The sequence below is a fragment of the Pseudoalteromonas sp. CNC9-20 genome (assembly GCF_022347875.1).
Classification (GTDB): Bacteria; Pseudomonadota; Gammaproteobacteria; order Enterobacterales; family Alteromonadaceae; genus Pseudoalteromonas; species Pseudoalteromonas ruthenica.
In genome coordinates this window covers 575,436-595,746 of record NZ_JAKRFS010000001.1, presented here as the reverse complement: position 1 = coordinate 595,746, position 20,311 = coordinate 575,436, and the positions used below count along the sequence as shown (strand labels likewise).

The window sequence follows — 20,311 nt, the reverse complement described above, 5'->3', positions numbered from 1 at the left end:
GCGGCGTTTTACTTAGGTTAAGGTTAACTATTTACCAGGGCGGGGCTCGGTGCGCAGGCCTAAAATTAAGCTTACACACATTAGCAGTAGCACAATGGTAAAGGGGAGGCCTGTGGATATAGCGCCGGCTTGCAGCGCCTCTATGGCCTCAGTACCACCAATCCATAGCAGTGCAGCGGCAATGGCGCCTTCCACGGTTGCCCAGAATATACGCTGAGGAACAGGTGCATCTACTTTACCGCCAGCGGTAATCGAGTCGATAACCAAAGAGCCAGAGTCAGATGAGGTGATGAAAAATACCAATACTAAAACAATAGCGATAAAAGAAAGGACACTTGCCATCGGCAGTTGTTCAAACATCTGGAACATCGCCAGAGGAACTTCCGTCAAGCCTTTTTCACCTAAGGTACCAACCCCATCAATAACTTGTTCAATAGCAATACCACCGTAAATAGACATCCACAATACGGTTACGAGCGTCGGGATCAGCAGTACCGCTGTTAAGAATTCACGAATCGTACGGCCTTCGGATACACGCGCGATGAACATGCCAACGAACGGTGACCAAGAAATCCACCATGCCCAGTAGAACACAGTCCAACCATGGAGCCAGGCTTCGTCTTCGCGACCGTGCGGATTACTAAGTGGAATAATGTTTTCAACATACCCCATAATGGTATTAGGCACATTCCCCATTGCTGCGGCAAAACCCACTAAACCAACGAACACCAATAATGCAAAGGCGATGGCCATATTGACGTTACTGAGCAGTTTTACGCCGCCATCGATACCGCGCACTACTGAGACAATGGCTAACAAGGTGACGCCCGCGATAACGGCCACTTGCATGCCAATATCGCCGTCGCTGCCAAACACATGGTTAATCCCTGCGGAGGCTTGTTGAGCGCCTAAACCCAGTGAGGTAGCAAGACCGAATAAAGTTGCAAGAACAGCTAAAATATCAATGATGTGACCAGGCCAGCCCCAAGCGCGATCGCCCAGTAACGGGTAGAAAATAGAGCGAATAGAGAGAGGTAAGCCCTTGTTGTAGGCGAAGAAAGCTAAAGATAACGCGACAACTGCATAGATAGCCCAAGGGTGTAAACCCCAATGGAACATGGTTGCTCCCATTGCGACCTTCGCTGCTTCAGGTGTGTTTGCTTCGACACCAAGGGGAGTTTCATACCAGCCTGTGAAATAGGCAACCGGCTCCGCAACGCCCCAAAACATCAAGCCAATCCCCATACCGGCTGCAAACAACATCGCTAACCAAGAAATACGTGAGTGAGTTGGTCTGGCGCTTTCACCACCTAAGCGGATATTTCCGTAAGGAGAGACGATTAATGCTAAACAGAAGATGACAAAAATGTTTGCCGCCCACATAAATAAGGCGTCAAAGTTGCCGATAATATCCCATTTGATACCATCTAGCGCCCCTTTGGCGGTGGCCGGGTCGGTCACTAAAATGGCGATTAAAAACACCAAAATAAGGCCAGCACTCACGCCAAAAACAGGGTTATGTACATCAAATCCCCATTTTTGCACGTTGTCCTGGCCGACGGTGTAGTCGGTATTTTCTATACTATACTTATCATGATGTTCACTCATGCATACCTCTAGTTATTGTCATAATGCCCTTAGAGCTTAGACCTATGTGAGTTACCCTGCGTGCCAGCGCACAGAGAGGTGGTTTGTAGACTAACTAAAATAGGCCCCATATCACTTACACTAGTTTAGAAGCAAAAATGTAAATGTAAATCACCAATTGTCTAACAGCTTGAATCTTATACATTACGGGGATGTTTCAAGGGGCGATCAAAAAAGCGCCCGAAGGCGCTTATGAGTAAAAATAATTTCACTGCAAATTATCGAACGATATCCATTTCAGCAAGTAGGTTATCGGCGTTATCCACATGCTCCATGACCCACAGCATATAGCGAGTGTCTACATGAATGGAGCGGTTGAGGTTAGGATCATAGTCCCAATCACCGATAATACTCTCACTTACACCGTCAAACAGCAGGCCGACTAATTCAGCTTTACCATTTAACGTCGGTGAGCCTGAGTTACCACCTGTGGTATCAACGGTGCTCAAAAAGTTGACCGGCACTGAGCCAAGCGACGACATTTGGTATTCACCATATTGTTTGTCGGCAATTAGCTGCATTTGCTTTTTCGGTGCATCAAAAGGCGCTTCGCCCGTGTACTTCTGCGCGATGCCCTCTAAGGTTGTAAACGGCGTATAGGTCAGTGCGTCTTTAGGCGAGTAGCCTTTCACTGTGCCATAAGTCACACGTAAGGTGCTATTAGCATCAGCATAGACGGGTAACCCTTGCTCTTGGTAAAAGGCAATAATGGCCGCCATATATTGCGGACGTACTTTAGCCAGTTCACCACTGAGCGCCTTTTTCGCCTTTTCTCGGCTGCGCATATCATCATAGGTGGCTACAGCGATTGCCAAGAACGGATCGTCGCTTTGTTTGAACTCTGATACTGATTTGTTCATCCAATCGATACGAGCTTGCTGTTCGTTAAGCTCGGTCTTGGCATACCAAGTGTCGATGCGCTGGCGCATGGCCTCGCTATCATAACCCTTATCAATCCCTAAGGCTTTATCTAAAGATGCAATACGCTGCGCTTGCGGCAGTTGTGCATAAAGGTCGATAAAGTGTGCGAGGATGGCGCTATCGACGGTGTCGTCGTAGCGACGAGATAGGCTGGTCATGCGCGCTTCAAAACGAGCTTGATCGCGCTGTTGGTAGCCAGGCTCACGCTCAGCATCAGGCAATTGCTTCTCATTGGCTAGGCGATATAAACGCTGCGCACTAGAGAGCATGGCACTGCGGCCCATGTAGCCTAAAATCAAGTCCAGCTCACTGGTTGCTTGCGATTGCTTTACCAGCTCATTGAGCTGGGTAAGGGTATCGCCGTAGCGCGACTGACGCGCGCTGTCCGCCTTGATCCAAGTCGCAAGTTTTTGCGCCAAAGCATCTTTGCGTGCTTGCATATCAGTGTTTTGATAGGAGTCAATCATGCCACCATAGTTTTTCGCATAATTAGCCAGTCCAGCCAAAGTACTCTCGTAGGCTATACGTGCTTGTGAGCCTTCCGGAGCCTGCGCCTTTATGATATCAATGCTTTGTTCACGATAGGCTTTAGCAGTAGGGTACACATGGGTAAATTGGTGTGCCACTTCGGAGGCAGTGCGGTAACGATTGGTGCGCCCCGGGTAGCCGGTAACCATCACAAAATCACCCTCTTTAACGCCTTTGGCACTGACTTTTAGGTAAGAATCTGGAGTGAACGGCACATTATCTTCACTGTACTCAGCAGGTTGACCATCTTTACTGACGTAGGCACGGTAAAATGAATAGTCGCCGGTGTGACGTGGCCACATCCAGTTATCAATATCACCGCCATATTTACCGATGCCCATGGCTGGGTTATAAACCAAACGCACATCTTTAATTTCCAGTGCTTTAATCAGGTAATATTCCAATCCACCATGGAAGGTATAGACGTTACAGCGGTAACCGACGTCTTTTTCACATTCAGCCACCAGCGATTTTTCTGCTTTTTCGATGGCTTTGTAGCGAGTATTACCATCCATATCATCGTTTAACTGGGCGTTCACCTTGTCAGTGACATTAGTGACTTGCTCGGTTACATACACTCGAGAGCCAGGGGCGGCAGGTAATTCCTGTTCAGGCTTTTTCGCTAAAAAGCCGTTTTCCAGAATATTATTATCGGCACTGGAATTATATTGAATGGAGCCGTACGCGCAGTGATGGTTGGTGACGACTAAACCTTTAGGCGACACAAATGAGGCTGTACAACCCCCTAAGCTGATAACTGCATTCATTGGGAATTCGGTGAGCTTAGAGATGTTCTTAGGGTCTATTTCTAACCCTTTTTGCTTTAACACAGATTCCAATTCCGGAAGCTGGTGAGGTTGCCACATACCTTCGTCTGCCAGTGCCGGAGAGGCAGCAACAGCGAGTGCAAGGGCGCTAAGAGAGCGAAAACGCATAATCAAGAGTTCCTAGTTATTATTTTAGTGCCACAAAAGTGTCTCTTAGCTGCCACCTCGGTGCAACTTTTTGCTGCTAAGTTCACAACTGATGTGTAAATAATCGATTACAAACAAGGGAATGGAAAATTACTGAGGCTCGTCTAGGCTTTAGGAACCAAGCTCAAACACAACAACAATAATTTAAGGTGTCCGTGTCGTGACCAAAACAACCCATGCGTTGATAGAGCAGTACCGCCAGTGTCGGGAGAACAGCGAAGCCTTGGTGGCAAACCTCAGTGCTGAAGATTGTCAAATTCAAGCAATGGCTGATGTGAGCCCAATGAAATGGCATTTGGCACACACCAGTTGGTTCTTTGAAACATTTTTACTTGCGCCAAAAAAGATTATTTCTGCGCCTTTGCATCCTGATTTCAAGGTGCTGTTCAATTCCTATTATCAAGGTATCGGTGAGCAGTTCTCACGCCCTCAACGGGGCGTATTATCTCGTCCTTCATTGCGCCAAGTGATGGATTATCGCCACTGGGTTGATAACCACGTTGTTGCCGCCCTTGAGCATGATAGCGATGAGTGCGCAGAGTGGGTCAATTTAGGGATTGCGCACGAGCAGCAGCACCAAGAGTTAATGCGTATGGATATGCTTTATAACTTCAGTGTTAATCCGCTGTTCCCGACTTTAGACGAGCACTTAGTGTGTCCCTCGAACGAGCAACCCAGGCAGTGGCTGGATTTTGCTAACACAGATGCGCAAATAGGGGCGCAAACGGGCTTTAGTTTTGACAATGAGCGGCCCCGTCACCGCGTCTATATTAATGAGTTTTCCATTGCATCACATCTTGTCACCAACGCAGAATATCTGTCCTTTATCGACGCAGATGGCTATCAGCGCAGCGAGTTTTGGCACAGTGATGGCTTTAGTTGGTTACAGCGCCAGCAGATAAAAGCGCCGCTGTATTGGCGCTACCAGAATAACAATTGGTATGAATTCACCCCCCAAGGGTTAATCCCGCTTGCGATGAATGCACCAGTGCGTCATCTCAGCTTTTATGAAGCCAGTGCCTTCGCCCAATTTAAAGGCGCGCGGTTGCCAAGTGAGTTTGAGTGGGAGTGGGCCATGGAGCAAGCTCAAGCAGGTCATTGTGATATCGCACAAATTGATGACTGCGCTTGGCAGTGGACTTTAAGTAGCTATCAGCCATACCCTGGGTTTCGGCCATTTGCGGGCGACGCCGGGGAATATAACGGAAAGTTTATGGTGAATCAGCAGGTGCTCAGAGGTGGGTCGTATTTCACCCCCAAGCAGCATACGCGATTAACGTATCGCAACTTTTTTTACCCCCATCAACGGTGGATGTGTAGTGGCATTCGCCTCGCCAAGGACAGAATCTATGAGTAACCATGCATTGCCATTCACCTGCCGTCAGAGCTTTTTGGATGACGTTATTGATGGTCTATCGCGAAGTCAAAAAACGCTGCCATGCAAATATCTGTACGACGACTTTGGTGCGCAATTGTTTGAGCAGATCACGGCGCTGCAAGAGTACTATCTTACGCGCACAGAATTGGCCTTGCTGGCACAGTATGCGCAGGACATCGTCGCGCACTTGCCGACACAGGCAACCGTGATCGAACCCGGCTGCGGCTCGGGCCAGAAAGTCGCGTATTTACTGGATAACATGCCTGACGTAAATGGCTTTATACCCCTGGAAATTTCCACAGAAATGTTGCTGTATACTCAGCAGCGTTTGCGCCAGCGCTTTGCCCACGTCAACATCCACCCACTGCATGGTGACTTTACCCATGGCCCGACCATCAAGGCGTTAGTGCAACAGCATGGCCTGAATGGCAGCAATAATGTGGTGTTTTTCCCAGGCTCAACCTTAGGCAACTTTTCCCCCATCCATGCAATTGAAGTGCTGCATAATTTACGTACTCTGTGTGGTCACAACGGCCGTGTGCTCATTGGTATTGATTTAATTAAAGCGACACCACGATTATTGGCCGCCTATGATGATAGAGAAGGGGTGACCGCTGCGTTTAATCGTAATCTACTGACGCGTATTGCGCGCGAGTTAGGCGCACATCTGTGCTTAGAGCACTTTCGCCATGAGGCCCGCTTCAACAGTGAACAACACCGCGTTGAAATGCACTTGGTGGCGAATCAAGACACCTGCATCAGTGTGCGGGATCAGCGTTTTACGCTTCGTGCAGGAGAGTCCATTCATACCGAAAATTCGCATAAGTACACGTTAGCGAGCTTTAGTTCCTTGATTGGCAATGCCGGATTGACATTGGTAGATAGTTGGTGCGATTCGCAAGGGGATTTTGCGCTGTGTTTAGTGAAGCCGCAGCGCTAACACCTTGGCAAAAATACGCACATATTGACCCGATAACTTATAGTTTAGGCGACTCGAACCCTGGTGGATGACTGCGCTATTAACACCATAATGACGGTGCAGCCAGGGCGCTATCACAGCGAGGGCAGATGCGGTTGCCAAGTCCTCCGGGTTACCGAATTGCGGCGCAAAGTAGCGACATTGCCAATGTCGTTGAAGGTGACTCGGCTTATTGATGACGATCAGCGCGTTGCGGCGCGTAGCAAGGTGGTCTAAATCCACTTCAAGAAAGCGAAGATCGTCGCTGTCACATTGTATGAAATCATAGCCAAAAGGTTCGCTGCCAGTGAAGGTCAAAGGCAGGTTTACGATTTTTGATAAGCTGTTGTCATTGCAAGGGCTTGCTTCAAGCGCGTCAAAGGTTAACATTGCTTGAGCGTTGACAGCCAGTCCGCCGCTAAGAGGCTCTGTTTTGGAGCACATTGATTTGCCATTGGCGCTGCACGCAATGTGAGCGAGAGTGCCGTGACCGCAGCGGCGCACAGCATGGCCGTTTTGCCACCATTGGATCACTTGTGAACGAGCGTGGTTAGTCACAAAGGTGCACATCACAGGCGCTAAGCGCATTGAAATATGACGGCAGTGATGGGCCTGCAGGTGTGGCCCATCAAACACCCAACTGGGGTTGGCTCCCCGGCCCGATAGTTGACTGAATACCTTGGCAAAGTAAAGCGCGCTGCAGCCAAAGCGTTTACTCAAGCGCAGCGCAAGCTTTGATTTTGCCGGATAGAGCCTATGCTTTGGGCGTTGCATAGGCCGCTTGGTGAGTGTTGGCTGCTCGACCTGACGGGTCAGCGTTATCGGCAAAAGATGCATCCCAGGCTAAAGCCTCAGGGGTTGAACAGGCCACGGATTTGCCATGAGGCACACACCGGGTTGGCGCTTCTCCTGGGAAGTGTTGACTGAAAATACTGCGATAGAAATACGCCTCTTTGGTTTGTGGCGTGTTTAGTGGGAAACGATAGTGGGCATTGGCCATATCAATATCACTGACCTGGGTATCGACATAGTCCTTCAGTGAGTCTATCCAACTATAGCCAACGCCGTCGGAGAACTGCTCTTTTTGTCGCCACAGCACATCGTCCGGTAAGTAGCCTTCAAAGGCTTGGCGAATAATGTGTTTTTCTATTTTCCCGTCTTTACACATTTTCGCCTCAGGGTTAATGCGCATGGCAGTATCGACAAATTCTTTATCCAAAAACGGCACTCTGGCTTCCACCCCCCATGCTGCCATTGATTTATTCGCTCGCAGGCAGTCGAACATATGCAATTTAGAGACTTTACGATTAAGCTCTTCATGGAACTCTTGCGCATTGGGGGCTTTATGAAAATACAAATAGCCACCAAATAGTTCATCGGCGCCTTCCCCGGAAAGCACCATTTTTATGCCCATGGCTTTAATTTGCCGAGCCATTAGGTACATGGGCGTGGACGCGCGCACTGTGGTGACATCATAGGTCTCTAAGTGATAGATCACTTCTTTTAAGGCATCAATGCCTTGTTGCACGGTAAAGTGAATGGGGTGATGAATGGTGCCTATTTGTTTGGCGACTTGCTCTGCGGCAGCTAAGTCCGGCGACCCTTCCAGACCAATGGAGAATGAATGTAGGCGAGGCCACCATGCATCACTGGCGTCATTGTCTTCTATGCGTTTACTGGCAAATTTTTGTGTGATTGCCGAGATCACCGACGAATCGAGCCCGCCAGATAGCAATACGCCATAGGGAACATCACACATTAACTGGCGCTTTACCGCTGCTTCCAAACCTTCACGCACGGCTTTGGCTTCTGCAGGGTTATCCTTGACGTTGTCAAAGTGCTGCCAATCGCGTTGATAGTAAGGGCGATACTCTCCGATATCACTGTCAAGGTAGTGGCCCGGAGGGAACTCTTCAATATGATTGCAAATAGGGGACAGTGCTTTAAGCTCACTGGCAACATAAAAATTGCCTTGCTCATCGCGACCTGTGTAAAGGGGCACGATACCGATATGATCGCGACCAATCAGGTATTTATTTTTGCGCTCATCGTACAAACAAAAGGCAAAGATACCGTTTAAGTCATCTAAAAAGTCACTGCCTTGTTGTTCGTACAAGGCTAAGATCACCTCGCAATCGCTTTGCGTTTGAAAGTCAAAATCGATTGTTAGCGTCTCAGCGAGCTGTTGGTGGTTATAAATTTCGCCGTTGACTGCCAAAACATGACTTCGATCGGCGTTATACAAAGGTTGAGCACCGCTTTGAACACCGACGATAGCCAGTCGTTCATGCACCAAAATGGCATTATCGCTACTGTAAACACCAGACCAATCGGGGCCCCGATGACGTAATAGCTTGGACATATCTATGGCTTGCTCGCGCAGCTTTTGTGCGCCAGATTTTATATCCAGCACGGCAAAGATTGAACACATGGTTTTTCCTCATTCCTGTTACTTCACCTTTGTTGTATCAGAAAAAAATTGCCAAGTCACACCGCAATTCACCTCTTTAATGCAAATTTAATGCACTGAAATAAGTCATAAAAAAGCTGTTATGCACCATAATAGGTCGGAGTAAGTTTGTTGCGGGGAAAAAGCAACAGCTTTAGCACATTTTCGGTCGATAGGTGTAATTGCGACGCACCAAGGTGGTGCGCCTTAGATAGAGTGAGGGGTGCACTTTGTCGAGAACCAAAGCGCGATACCTTAGTGAGCGTGTTGGCGCCCCCGCATGGCAATCTCAAGGCGGTTAAGTTCATGCTGGTGGGCTGCATTTATCGTCTCTGCTTGTGCTAGGCTCACGGCCTCGAACTGCAACTCAGCGCCGGCGCGAGCCTGCCCTAAGCGGGGCAAGTCTGCACTGATCACGTGACCGAGAATAGGGTAGCCGCCCGTTGTCTGACAATCATTGAGCAACACAATGGGCTCGCCATTGCCAGGTAATTGGATGGTACCGGGGCTCACCGCCGTGCTGGCGATCCCGAGGTAGTGGCTTAGGCGCTCATGCTGTGGCCAATGCAGCCGCAATCCCATGCGGTTACTTTGCGGTGCAACTTGCCAACGGCCTTCAATAAAAGCGCTTTTGATTGATGCGGTTAAACCATGATCGCGTTGTTCCGGGATAAAATGAATAGGCCCTTGGCGGGTCGGTAAGCGGGCCCCAAAACCCTGCGGGTGAAAGTTGCTAGGGTGGATAGCTATTCGCTCACCCGCACTGAGTGCACGACCGTGATTGGCGCCCAAACCGGCCATGATATCGGTGCTGTAGCTACCCAGTTCTGCCGTGGCGGCAATGCCTCCGGCAAAGGCAAGGTAACAGCGCAGGTTCAGTGCGCTGGAAGCGAAAGTCAGTATGTCACCAGGCTGCGCTTGATAACTCCAGCCAGGGTCAACTCGAGCCCCATTGAGATTAGCACTCATGTCGGCGCCACTGAGTGAAAAGCACTGGCTACTGCAAAATTTTAGCTGCGCCATGCCTAAGGTCACCTCAAGCGCTGGCGTATTATCCGGGTTCCCCACTAATCGGTTGGCAATACGCAGGGCATCACTGTCGGCAGCGCCGGCTTGCGATACACCCAAATGGCGATAATTGAATCGCCCCAAATCCTGAATACTTAACTGTGGGCCGCTTTTTATCACTTCAATCATGGTTTACCTCCACAAAGCGAATAGTATCACCGGGTGCAAATAAAGCAGGGGGGGTATTATGTTTGTCGAATAAACACAGATCAGTGTAGCCAATCAGGTTCCATCCCCCTGGGGATTGAGCAGGATAAATGGCGGTTTTATCGTGAGCGATGGCGACGGTGCCTTTTTTCACTTCGGTTCGGGGCGTGTCTAGGCGCGGTAAATGCAGCGCTTTGGGGAGCCCACTGATATAAGCGAAGCCAGGTTGAAAGCCAAGAAAATCGACCTCGTACAAGGCGCTACTGTGCAGCTCTATGACTTCCTTGACACTCATCTTGCTGGCCTCAGCTACGGCTTCTAAATCAATACCGTATTCGCCCCCATAGTGCACGGGAATGTCGTGGTGTGCGTGACTGAGCGTTGTTTCGTCAAGCTGATGCCACGCTGTTAGTAATTGCTGCTGCAACTGCACTACATCAGTGCCGTGAGCGCAATACAGAGTCAGACATTGATGGGCGCTGACCACATCAATACAACCACCTTGATTTATATACGTGTTGGCCAAGTGATTGACCATGCGCTGCTTGTGTTGATGCTCAATGCTGTCTATGGCACTGCAATCGAGTACCAAGGTATGGGTATCAATATGATAAAAGCGCGGATCAGGTCTCGCTGTGGCCATAAACTCCTCACTGAGTTGTTGTTATTGTGCTAGCAAATTAGCATAAATGCGGATAATTAAGTACCGCGTGCGATAAAGTTAAACCCGTGGCAACATCAAAGCACTGATAGCTCCTGCAATGCCGAGAATGCTGTAAATTAAAATGAGTTCAGCATTGTTGAGCCAGTGGCTTAACAAGCCCAAACTGCCAAACGCCAATAAACAGACCCCTATAACCGTATTGCTTACCGCCACATAATCTGTACGTTTATTGCCCTCTGCCATATCAACCACGTAGGTTTTGCGTCCTAAACGCACGCCTTGGTGGGCAATAGTTAATACCAGATACATTGCTGGCAAAAAGGCAATATGACTCAACAAACCAGGGTAATAGGTCGCGACCAGATAAACGGTAAAACCATTGATGCTAACTAAAGTGGCACCTAAGACGAGCACATGCTTACTGGATAAATCACTGAGACGCCCCCAAATCGGTGCTGAGATTAAGCTGGCGACGCCGGAAATTCCCATAAATAAAGCGAGTAATGAAAAGTCGAACTGTTGCTCACTGGCCAACACAATATAAAAAGGGGCGCTTAACGCCGAACACAATAGCAATGCTCGGGTTAGCACAAAGTGCGCAAATTGTTTATCAGTCTTAAGTAAAGTAAGCTTGCCCAGCGCATGGCGAAGGCCATTTCGACCTCCTTCTGTAGCGCCGCTGTATTCACGAATACGACCATAGGTGAGGGCGGCCATTAGCCATACAAGGGCACCACAGGTTAAGGCAATGAGTACCGCTGATTTATCCCCTTGTTGTTGATAAAACCATAAACCAAGGCCAAAGGTAATGGTCGCAAGCCCAGCTGCACTTGCCGCAAAACCCGATAAACTGCCCCGTTGCTGCTTGGGGATGACCTTGCCCAGTACATCTTTCGCAGCGACGGAATTAAACCCGCGCGCTAAGGAAAACACCACCAGCAAAGCGATGATAGCAAGCCCCGCTGTGGTGCCTTGCAAGGTTAACCCCACTGCGACCATGGCAAATATACAAAGACTTTGCACTATGGCACCTAGCACCCACACCCACTTGCGCACCGCTAAAGTACGAATAAAGTCGGCAATTGCTAATTGCGGTAATAATGAGCCTGACTCGCGAATAGGCACCAGCCACGCGATGAGTGCACTGGGAACCTGCAAACTTTGCATCAACCAGGGCAGGGTGACTTTAGGGTTGAGTAGCGCATCAGCAAACTTGCTGAGAATTTGTGCCAGTAGCAAGGTTAAGTAATTGCCGGGCACCACTTTGCAGGCATTTTCGTCGATGGCTTTACAAGCGCGTGCATCTTCGACGTTGGCGAGGCGTTCATATATGGCTTCTTTGGTCAGTTTGTCTTTCATGCGTGTACTCAATGAATAAATTTATTGGTGTGAACGGTCAACTAAAAGACACGCTACTGCGTAAAGCAATAGCATAGGTCTGGCGGTACCGTTGTATTCACTCTACGTACTAACAGGGCTTCTATGATCATTTAGTTTAATGAGGCTAGCATGTTTAACAAGTTGTTTTTTCTTCTTATTTTTCTCGTTACCAGCACAGCAGCCATGGGCGCAGACAACAATGACGCACAAATGAGTGTCGCGAAAGAACGCGTCGTGCTCGGAGCAGGGTGCTTCTGGGGGGTTGAAAAACGCTTTGAAGCTCTCCCTGGAGTGCTCGATGCTCAGTCAGGCTATGCCGATGGGCGTGGTTTCAAACCGACATACAAAAATATCATTGCTGCTAAGCGGCGCTATGATGAGAATAACTATGCTGAGGTGGTGAGGGTGACCTTCAATGCCAATGCCATCTCATTAGAGCGTATTTTACAGTTTTATTTTGAGCAACATGACCCCACCCAAGTCAATCGCCAAGGGAATGACCGAGGTACGCAATATCGCTCGACCATACTCACTTACAGCAACGAACAAACTGAACTTGCGCAGCGAGTAAAAGCACAATACCAAGCATTATTGAGCGAGGCGGGTTACGGTAAGATAGCTACGCTCATCAAACCGCTGGATAAATTCCATATGGCTGAGCGCTATCATCAAGACTACTTGCGTAAGAATCCCAATGGATACTGTCCCGATCACTCCACCGGCGTGGTGTTTAACGCCAAGGAGACCGAGCACCAAGACAACACTCCGCTGCTTGAGGGCAAACACATTGTCGTTTTAGACTCACCAAACTATTGCCCTTACTGTGAAAAGTTTAAACAAGAGGTGTTGGCAAGTTATCAGGGCACGATTGACGTACATTTACGTTACGCCTCGCAGCTTCAAGACCTTACAATTACTTCTGAGACTTACGCCACCCCCACCATTTTATTTATAGAAAATGGCCAAGAAGTAGCTGCGCACCAAGGTTATATGCCACCTGAGCTATTCTACAAAGCACTCGGCGCGTTTAAACTGGGTGATTCAGAAGCGTACCGGGTAGCATTCGCCAAAGGGACGGACAGCCGATTTTGTAAGCAATATGAGGTGTTCAAAAACACGCCGGACGGAGTGTTTGTTGATAAACTATCAGGGGCGCCACTGTTCGATACTCGCGACCGCTATAATTCCGGCACCGGTTGGTTGTCTTTCACTCAGCCGGTGGCAGGGCAAGTGACTCGTCATCAAGACAATAGCTTCGGTATGCAGCGCATTGAGATCCGCTCAAAGTCGTCGGGCATTCATCTGGGCCATGTGTTTCCCAATGAGGGGCCTGGTGGCAAGGCGCGCTATTGTATCAATGCGACGGTGTTAGAGTTTTTGCCTCGGGATGAATTTAACGGGCGTTCGTAACAATGTCTCAGCCACTGCTGTCGAACAGCTTTTTGCGCACCAAGGCTCGATACTCACTGGGGCTTTGCCCCAGCTCTTGACGAAATAGGCGATTAAGAAGGGCTTGATTACTAAAGCCTAACTCCATTGCGATGTCGTTAATCGTTAAGTTCGAGCTGGCGAGCAGCTCTTGAGCGCTTTGAATTTTCAGTTTACGCCAATATTGATTGGGGCTGAGTCCTGCGGCCTGTTTAAAACGCCGGGTGAGGCTGCGCTGAGAAATATCAAAGGAGCTTGCAAGTTCAGTAATACTCAGCTCAGCGCTTAAGTTGTTTTTCATCCAAAATTGGATTTGCGCTATCAGCTCATCTGGGTGGCGTTCATTCATCCCCTCTAGATAACGCTGCTGTTCATAGGGCTTACGGACCTCATGTGAGAAGTTACGCTGCACGTGTAAAGCACATGCGCGACCGTAGAGGCTTTCTAATAGATGAACTATCACATCTGCGAGCGCGTTAAGGCTGGCAACACTGTATAGCCCTTCGGCTTGGGTGATGAAGTATTCCGGTTTTAGATCAACCTTGGGGTAGTCACGTTTGAACTGCGCAGCATAATGCCAGTGCGTGGTAGCAGGGTGACCATCCAGCAACCCAGCCTCTGCTAAAAAGCAATTGCCAGTACCCACCCCTATCATGGCTGTGTGCTTGCAGTTCATCGCCCGTAATGCCGCTACCAATGCATTTTGTTGGCGCAATACTGGTCTGGGGTTACGCCACAGGCTCGGTAAAATCAATAAATCACAATGCGAAATATCATCATAGTTACGGCCTGGAAAAAACGGCAATCCGCTGTGTGCGGTAACTGGCTCTCGGTTATGGCTAAGCAGCTCAATACTCAGTGCCCGGCAATTTGGCACATGGCGCTTAGCATAGGCGTAGCCAGCCTGAAGCATCTCAAACGGCAAAGTTAAGCTGGTGGCCAGCATATGCGGATACAGGGCAATCATGACGTTGTAAGGGGACATATAAAGCTCCGACCACTTCAGTTTGGCTATTTTTAATAAATATATGGCCATTAAAGCACAAAGGCCTGGTGTAGTTCCACTTACACTAGAGGCATATAAAGTCTTAACGTCTTAGAGTTATTATGAAAGCATTACCTGTCATTGTCGCTATGGGTGGCATCAATGCCGCTGGCCGTACTTCGTTTAACCAAGGGTTTCGTCGTGTTGTCCTCGATGCTTTAGGGCAGCAACAGCGCCAAGAAACCTTACTTGGTCTTGCTGCGCTTATGAATTTGGTGAGTAAGCAAGAAGAGCAATTAGTTGATGGCGATGGAAATACCATTACTCTTGACAATGTTGAGAGCCAGCTTGGCGAACAAATTTTATCGGGTACGCTAATTCGCCGCATTGAGGCGACGCACTTTGATGTGGATGCGACTCACTGGCAGCAAAAGTTAACTGGCCACAGCGAACAAGCGATCACCTTTACCACGCGAGCACGACAATTACCTTCGCCAGTGCCTAGTAACTGGCAAATAACTGAGCTAGATAAAGGCCAAGTTGAAGTACGTATCAACGGCGAATTTACCTTTAAACATGATAGTTTCCGAGATAACCCGATTAAAGCGGCGGGGCAATTGCCAACGGGCTTTGACCCGTCGGTGTTATATAATAGCCGTTATCAGCCTCGGGGGCTGCAAGCGACAATTTTTGCAGCCAGTGATGCTATCCATTCCAGTGGCCTTGATTGGCAAAAAGTAATGAGTGCTGTAGCGCCCGATCAAATTGGTACTTACAGCGCCTCGGTAGCGGGGCAGGTCAATAGCGAAGGCTTAGGCGGTCTATTTCGTTCCCGTTTACAAGGTGACCGCGTCAGTACTAAGCAGTTAGCGCTTGGTTTAAACACCATGTCGACGGATTTTATCAATGCCTACGTAACCGGCAGTGTCGGCACGACGTTTACCACATCGGGTGCCTGTGCCACGTTTTTATACAATCTGCGCGCTGCGGTGAATGATATTACCGCTGGGCGTACGCGCGTGGCCATTGTTGCTTCAAGTGAGTGTGCCATCGAGCCGGAGATTATTGAAGGCTTCGGGAATATGGGTGCGTTGGCCAACGATGATAATTTGAAAAAGCTTGATAACACCGATGAAGTCGATTATCGCCGTACTTCCCGCCCGTTCGGTGACAACTGCGGTTTCACCATAGGTGAGGGGGCACAAGTCACCATTCTTATGGATGACGCCCTAGCCTTAGAGCTGGGTGCGCAAATACGTGGCAGTGTGCCAGAGGTATTTGTAAATGCCGATGGGTATAAAAAGTCAATAACTGCGCCAGGGCCGGGTAATTACATCACCATGGCCAAATCTGTGGCCTTAGCCCAAGCCATGGTCGGCGATGAATCTTTAACCCAGCGCAGCTTTGTATTGGCGCACGGCTCAAGTACGCCGCAAAATCGCGTCACTGAGTCTGCTATTTACGACCGTATTGCCAGCGCCTATGGTATTGAGCAATGGCCTATCGTAGCCCCGAAAGCCTATGTGGGCCATACCATCGCGCCAGCCAGTGGCGATCAGCTAGCCTTTGCATTGGGGGTGTTTGATACCAACATCATGCCGGGGATCACGACCATCGATAAAGTGGCTGATGATGTGCACGATGACCGCTTACATATCAGTTTGACCCATCGTCACTGTGAGGCGCAGGACGTTGCCTTTATTAACTCGAAGGGCTTTGGTGGTAACAACGCTACTGCGCCCGTGCTAAGCCCCGAATTGACCAAAAAGATGTTGGCTAAACGCCATGGAGAGCAGGCGATGAGCGAACACCACAAGCGCTTGCAAAGTACTCTCGCTCAGCAGCAAATTTACTGGCAACAAGCACAGCAAGGTGAATTCAACATCATCTATCGCTTTGGTGAAGGCCTAATCGATGAAGCTGATATTCACTTTGATCAGCAGCAAATGCGCATTCCCGGGTTTACAAACTCGGTGAAACTTAACATTGAGAACCCTTTTGCAGATATGAAATAGCGCAACCATTGTTCATTGATTATGGGCTGCTGCCATAATCCTTGGAGATTTGCGCAATATACCCGCAGGTCACTCAGGTGGCCTGCTTTATCACGGTAAAGCAATTGCCTCGGGCGCAGCCTGTAGCTAAAATACGCGTTTGTCTTTATTGCTCGGTGCGTAGTGAAAAACTCCCTAGAACGTAAAGCGCTGGTGGTGTGTGTCGCTATCGCGGCGATCACCGCGTTATGGCCCCAGGGCCTAAAAACGTTAATTCAACCTGCCATTCAAACAGCTATTGCCTACTTGGGCAGCGGCTTTTTCCTGTTTGTAAACGCGCTCCTGCTCGCTTTGTTGATGTTGTGCTTTAGTCCCTTGGCGGGAAGGAAAATGGGTGGGGCTGATGCCCAAAAAGAGTTTTCCACTTTCGGCTGGTTGGCCATGCTGTTTGCCGCAGGTATGGGCTCGGGGTTGGTGTTTTGGGGCGTCGCTGAGCCGGTATTGCACAGCCATCAAATGCCTCTTAAGCACAGCATGTATCCCGAGCCAGTCGCCGCCAGTATGGCCTTAACTATGCTCAATTGGGGCTTTCATGCATGGGCACTTTACGCAGTATTTGGTTTGATGCTCGGGGGTGTCACGCGGGCGATAAAAAACGCCGATGATCTCAGTGCTCCGGTATTACACGCGTTGCCGGGCTCCTTAGGAGTAAAGCATAAAGTTCGCATCAAACGAGTTATTTATTTTGTTGCCATTATCGCCATCTTTTTTGGCGTGGTGGGCACCATTGCCAATGCCAGTATGTTATTGAAAAATGGCGTCACCATTAAACTTGAGCATTACGGCTTGAGTTTAAACGCACATTGGGTCGGTGCCTTAATGCTGCTCGCGATCACCGCGTTGTATGTTACTTCAGCTCGCTTTGGGCTGCGCCGTGGTATTCAGGTGCTCAGTAAGTTCAATGTCTATCTAGCGTTTATTATGATGGCGTTGGTGATATTGACGGTGCCGCTAACGCCTATTTTGAGCACTTTGTGGAATGGTCTAAAAGAGTACCTGCTGCTGGTGGTTTCAGGTGCATGGCAGTTTGACTCGCAATTAAAAGATGCTGATTGGGCCTCAACCTGGACCTATAATTACTATTTTTGGTGGTTGGCGTGGGGGCCCTTTGTAGGGCTGTTTTTAGCGCGTATATCCCGTGGTCGACCGCTATGGCAATACATTCTCGGTGTGACTATTATCCCAACTATGGTCAGCTTAGTGTGGTTCAGCGTATTAGGGGGCTCGGCACTGGCATTGGATAGCCAGACCCAAGCGGATTTAGCTGCCGTGATCAGCGCCGATTATACTCAAGGTGTGTTTATTTTCTTCTCGCAACTTGGTGGCGTTGGTGAACTATTGGCGTGGCTAAGTTTGCTATTACTCATGGTGTTTGTGGCCACCAGTGCCGATTCTGCGCTGCTGGTGATCCGCCAGCTCTGTGAAAGCGTGCACTCGCGCGCCTCACTCATTTTATGGTCATCAGCGATGGCGGTGATAAGCCTCGCATTGCTGCTTATTGCCGATGAACCGCTTAACCGCAATATTGCGGTGATTGGTGGTATTCCTTTTTTACTGATCTTTATTGTGCAACTTGTGGGGTTTATTCGCGCCTTTACGCAAGAGTTGCTTGACGACTCGCAGCAACCCCCTCCCGAGTAATGACACTCAGGAGGGGGTTGGAATTAAGCTAAGTACTTGGCGTGAAAACGCAAATGTTGATCAATAAAGCTGCTAATAAAGAAGTAGCTATGATCGTAACCGGGGTGTTGCTCGAGAATAAGCGCAATGCCCGCTTCATCAGCGCTTGCTTGCAGCAGCTCAGGTTTAAGCTGCTGTTGCAGGAAATCGTCCGCCAACCCCTGACTGATCAGGAGCGGGGGACACTGCTCGGCGTTAGTCTCTGCCAGTAGTAAGCTACTGTCATATTCGCGCCACGTCTGCTTATCATTGCCCAAATAGCCGGCTAAGGCTTTTTCACCCCAAGGGCACCGAGTGGGGCTCGCTATCGGTGCAAAGGCACTGATACTGGCAAACTTATCGCTATTACGCAGCCCTAATACCAACGCGCCGTGACCGCCCATGGAGTGGCCGCTGATGCTTTGCTTACCACTGACCGGGAAATGCTCGTTAATAAGCGCCGGTAGTTCCTCATTGATATAATCATACATCTGGTAGTGCTGATCATAAGGTGCTTGCGTGGCATTAACGTAAAACCCAGCACCCAGGCCGAAATCATAGGCACCTTCTTTATCGTCCGCAACTTGCTCGCCACGAGGGCTGGTATCAGCGGCAACGATAATAAGACCAAGCTCAGCAGCACTTTTGAATGCTGCTGCTTTTTGCATAAAGTTCTCATCGCTGCAGGTTAAACCTGAAAGCCAATACAGCACCGGCGCGCGCTGACTTTCATCCACCCCGGGTGGTAAATAGATAGCGAATGTCATCGTGCAGTTGTTGACGGCAGATTCATGGCGGTAGCGTTTATGCCAACCGCCGTGAACCTTGTTCTTTGAGATCAGTTCAAGGCTCATAGTACCCTCTACTTATCAAAATGGATGACGCTGCGAATGCTCTTGCCTTGATGCATCAGATCAAACGCCTCGTTGATATCCTCAAGGCCCATGGTGTGGGTTATGAAATCATTGAGAGCAAATTCGTTGTTTAGGTAACGCTCTACAATTTCTGGTAACTCTGAGCGTCCCTTAACGCCACCAAAGGCACTACCGCGCCACACACGACCGGTAACCAATTGGAAAGGACGGGTAGAAATCTCTTGTCCAGCACCGGCAACACCAATGACTACGGACTCACCCCAGCCTTTATGACAGCACTCTAGAGCACTGCGCATAACATTGACGTTACCAATACACTCAAACGAGAAATCGACGCCGCCGTCGGTCATCTCGACAATGACCTCTTGGATAGGCTTGTCGTAATCATTGGAATTAACCAAGTCAGTGGCCCCCAGTTTTTCTGCCAGGGCGAACTTGCTCTCGTTGATATCAATGCCGATAATACGGCTTGCACCGGCCATTTTCGCGCCAATGATGGCTGACAAGCCAATGCCACCGAGACCAAAAATAGCGACGGTATCACCCGGCTGTACTTTTGCAGTATTGAGCACCGCACCCATCCCGGTGGTGACGCCGCAACCAAGTAAACACACTTCTTCCAAAGGCGCTTCTTTATTCACTTTTGCTAATGAGATTTCCGGTAGGACCGTGTACTCCGAAAAGGTAGAGGTGCCCATGTAGTGATAAATTGGCTCACCGTCTTTATAAAAGCGTGTGGTGCCATCTGGCATCAGGCCTTTACCTTGAGTTTCGCGAATTTTCTGACATAGGTTGGTTTTGCCAGAAGTACAGAATTTACACTCACCACACTCTGGCGTATAAAGTGGAATGACATGATCGCCTATCGCCACACTGGTGACTCCTTCACCGACGGCTTCAACAACACCGCCTCCTTCATGGCCCAAAATGGCAGGGAATATGCCTTCTGGATCTTCACCAGAAAGAGTGAATGCGTCAGTGTGGCATACGCCAGATGCATGGACTTTAACCAGCACCTCACCGGCCTTAGGCATCATGACATCCACTTCTTCAATTTTAAGTGGTTGCTTTGGACCCCAGGCTACAGCAGCTTTTGATTTAATAAATTCGGCCATTTTTGTGTTCCCGTTTATGTAAAAGTGGTGAAATTATTACACAATATGATACTTTTTGGCCCAGATTAATATACTTTTACA

General features: G+C 49.1%; 15 protein-coding genes. 5 read left to right on the top strand and 10 right to left on the bottom strand.

The annotated features are described in order from the left end of the window. Positions 1–27: 27 nt before the first annotated feature. Together MHM89_RS02700 and MHM89_RS02695 are read right to left on the bottom strand one after the other, a co-directional pair. Entirely contained in the window at positions 28–1,608 is a 1,581-nt protein-coding gene (locus tag MHM89_RS02700; protein ID WP_022943851.1) for a BCCT family transporter, read from the bottom strand. Between the two features lie 257 nt (positions 1,609–1,865). Then, positions 1,866–4,031, bottom strand: a complete 2,166-nt coding sequence (locus tag MHM89_RS02695) for a S46 family peptidase (protein WP_239408012.1) — start codon at positions 4,029–4,031, stop codon at positions 1,866–1,868. Between the two features lie 199 nt (positions 4,032–4,230). Here MHM89_RS02695 and egtB point away from each other — a divergent pair, with 199 nt between their 5' ends. Together egtB and egtD are read left to right on the top strand one after the other, a co-directional pair. Further along, on the top strand, positions 4,231–5,427 hold the full coding sequence (gene egtB / locus MHM89_RS02690) for an ergothioneine biosynthesis protein EgtB (RefSeq protein ID WP_239408011.1): 1,197 nt from the start codon (positions 4,231–4,233) through the stop codon (positions 5,425–5,427). After that, positions 5,420–6,388: an L-histidine N(alpha)-methyltransferase gene (gene egtD, locus MHM89_RS02685; RefSeq protein ID WP_152440695.1), complete on the top strand. Its 969-nt coding sequence runs from the start codon at positions 5,420–5,422 to the stop codon at positions 6,386–6,388. Before egtB ends, egtD begins: the two co-directional genes overlap by 8 nt. Here egtD and MHM89_RS02680 read toward each other — a convergent pair. From MHM89_RS02680 to MHM89_RS02660, 5 genes are all read right to left on the bottom strand, one after another. Then, positions 6,368–7,180, bottom strand: coding sequence for a PhzF family phenazine biosynthesis protein (locus tag MHM89_RS02680; protein ID WP_239408010.1), 813 nt, complete (start codon positions 7,178–7,180; stop codon positions 6,368–6,370). The two genes, egtD and MHM89_RS02680, sit on opposite strands and share 21 nt — an antisense overlap. Then, positions 7,161–8,837, bottom strand: a complete 1,677-nt coding sequence (gene asnB / locus MHM89_RS02675; RefSeq protein ID WP_151172824.1) for an asparagine synthase B — start codon at positions 8,835–8,837, stop codon at positions 7,161–7,163. The genes MHM89_RS02680 and asnB overlap by 20 nt, the downstream gene beginning before the upstream one ends. A gap of 273 nt (positions 8,838–9,110) precedes the next feature. Then, positions 9,111–10,052 (bottom strand): biotin-dependent carboxyltransferase family protein, encoded by a 942-nt coding sequence (locus MHM89_RS02670; RefSeq protein ID WP_239408009.1) that lies wholly within the window; start codon positions 10,050–10,052, stop codon positions 9,111–9,113. Further along, on the bottom strand, positions 10,045–10,713 hold the full coding sequence (gene pxpB / locus MHM89_RS02665; protein ID WP_239383953.1) for a 5-oxoprolinase subunit PxpB: 669 nt from the start codon (positions 10,711–10,713) through the stop codon (positions 10,045–10,047). Before pxpB ends, MHM89_RS02670 begins: the two co-directional genes overlap by 8 nt. Positions 10,714–10,791: 78 nt before the next feature. After that, positions 10,792–12,093 (bottom strand): MFS transporter, encoded by a 1,302-nt coding sequence (locus MHM89_RS02660; protein ID WP_239408008.1) that lies wholly within the window; start codon positions 12,091–12,093, stop codon positions 10,792–10,794. Positions 12,094–12,297: 204 nt separating this feature from the next. On the opposite strand from MHM89_RS02660, the gene msrA reads away from it, so the two are divergent. Beyond that, the gene (msrA, locus tag MHM89_RS02655) at positions 12,298–13,524 is read left to right on the top strand and encodes a peptide-methionine (S)-S-oxide reductase MsrA (protein ID WP_239408098.1); all 1,227 of its coding nucleotides are present in this window, start codon (positions 12,298–12,300) and stop codon (positions 13,522–13,524) included. Between the two features lie 7 nt (positions 13,525–13,531). On the opposite strand, the gene MHM89_RS02650 is transcribed toward msrA, so the two are convergent. Beyond that, positions 13,532–14,527, bottom strand: coding sequence for a helix-turn-helix domain-containing protein (locus MHM89_RS02650; RefSeq protein ID WP_022944150.1), 996 nt, complete (start codon positions 14,525–14,527; stop codon positions 13,532–13,534). Positions 14,528–14,649: 122 nt separating this feature from the next. Between MHM89_RS02650 and MHM89_RS02645 the strand changes: the two genes are divergently transcribed. Continuing rightward, complete coding sequence (locus MHM89_RS02645) at positions 14,650–16,542, top strand: beta-ketoacyl synthase (protein ID WP_022944151.1); 1,893 nt, start codon at positions 14,650–14,652, stop codon at positions 16,540–16,542. A gap of 162 nt (positions 16,543–16,704) precedes the next feature. Next, complete coding sequence (locus tag MHM89_RS02640; protein WP_022944152.1) at positions 16,705–18,222, top strand: BCCT family transporter; 1,518 nt, start codon at positions 16,705–16,707, stop codon at positions 18,220–18,222. Positions 18,223–18,245: 23 nt separating this feature from the next. Here the strand turns inward: MHM89_RS02640 and fghA are convergent, their stop codons facing one another. Then, on the bottom strand, positions 18,246–19,094 hold the full coding sequence (gene fghA / locus MHM89_RS02635) for an S-formylglutathione hydrolase (protein ID WP_239408007.1): 849 nt from the start codon (positions 19,092–19,094) through the stop codon (positions 18,246–18,248). 8 nt (positions 19,095–19,102) lie between these two features. Continuing rightward, positions 19,103–20,230, bottom strand: coding sequence for an S-(hydroxymethyl)glutathione dehydrogenase/class III alcohol dehydrogenase (locus MHM89_RS02630; RefSeq protein WP_239408006.1), 1,128 nt, complete (start codon positions 20,228–20,230; stop codon positions 19,103–19,105). Positions 20,231–20,311: the final 81 nt, after the last annotated feature.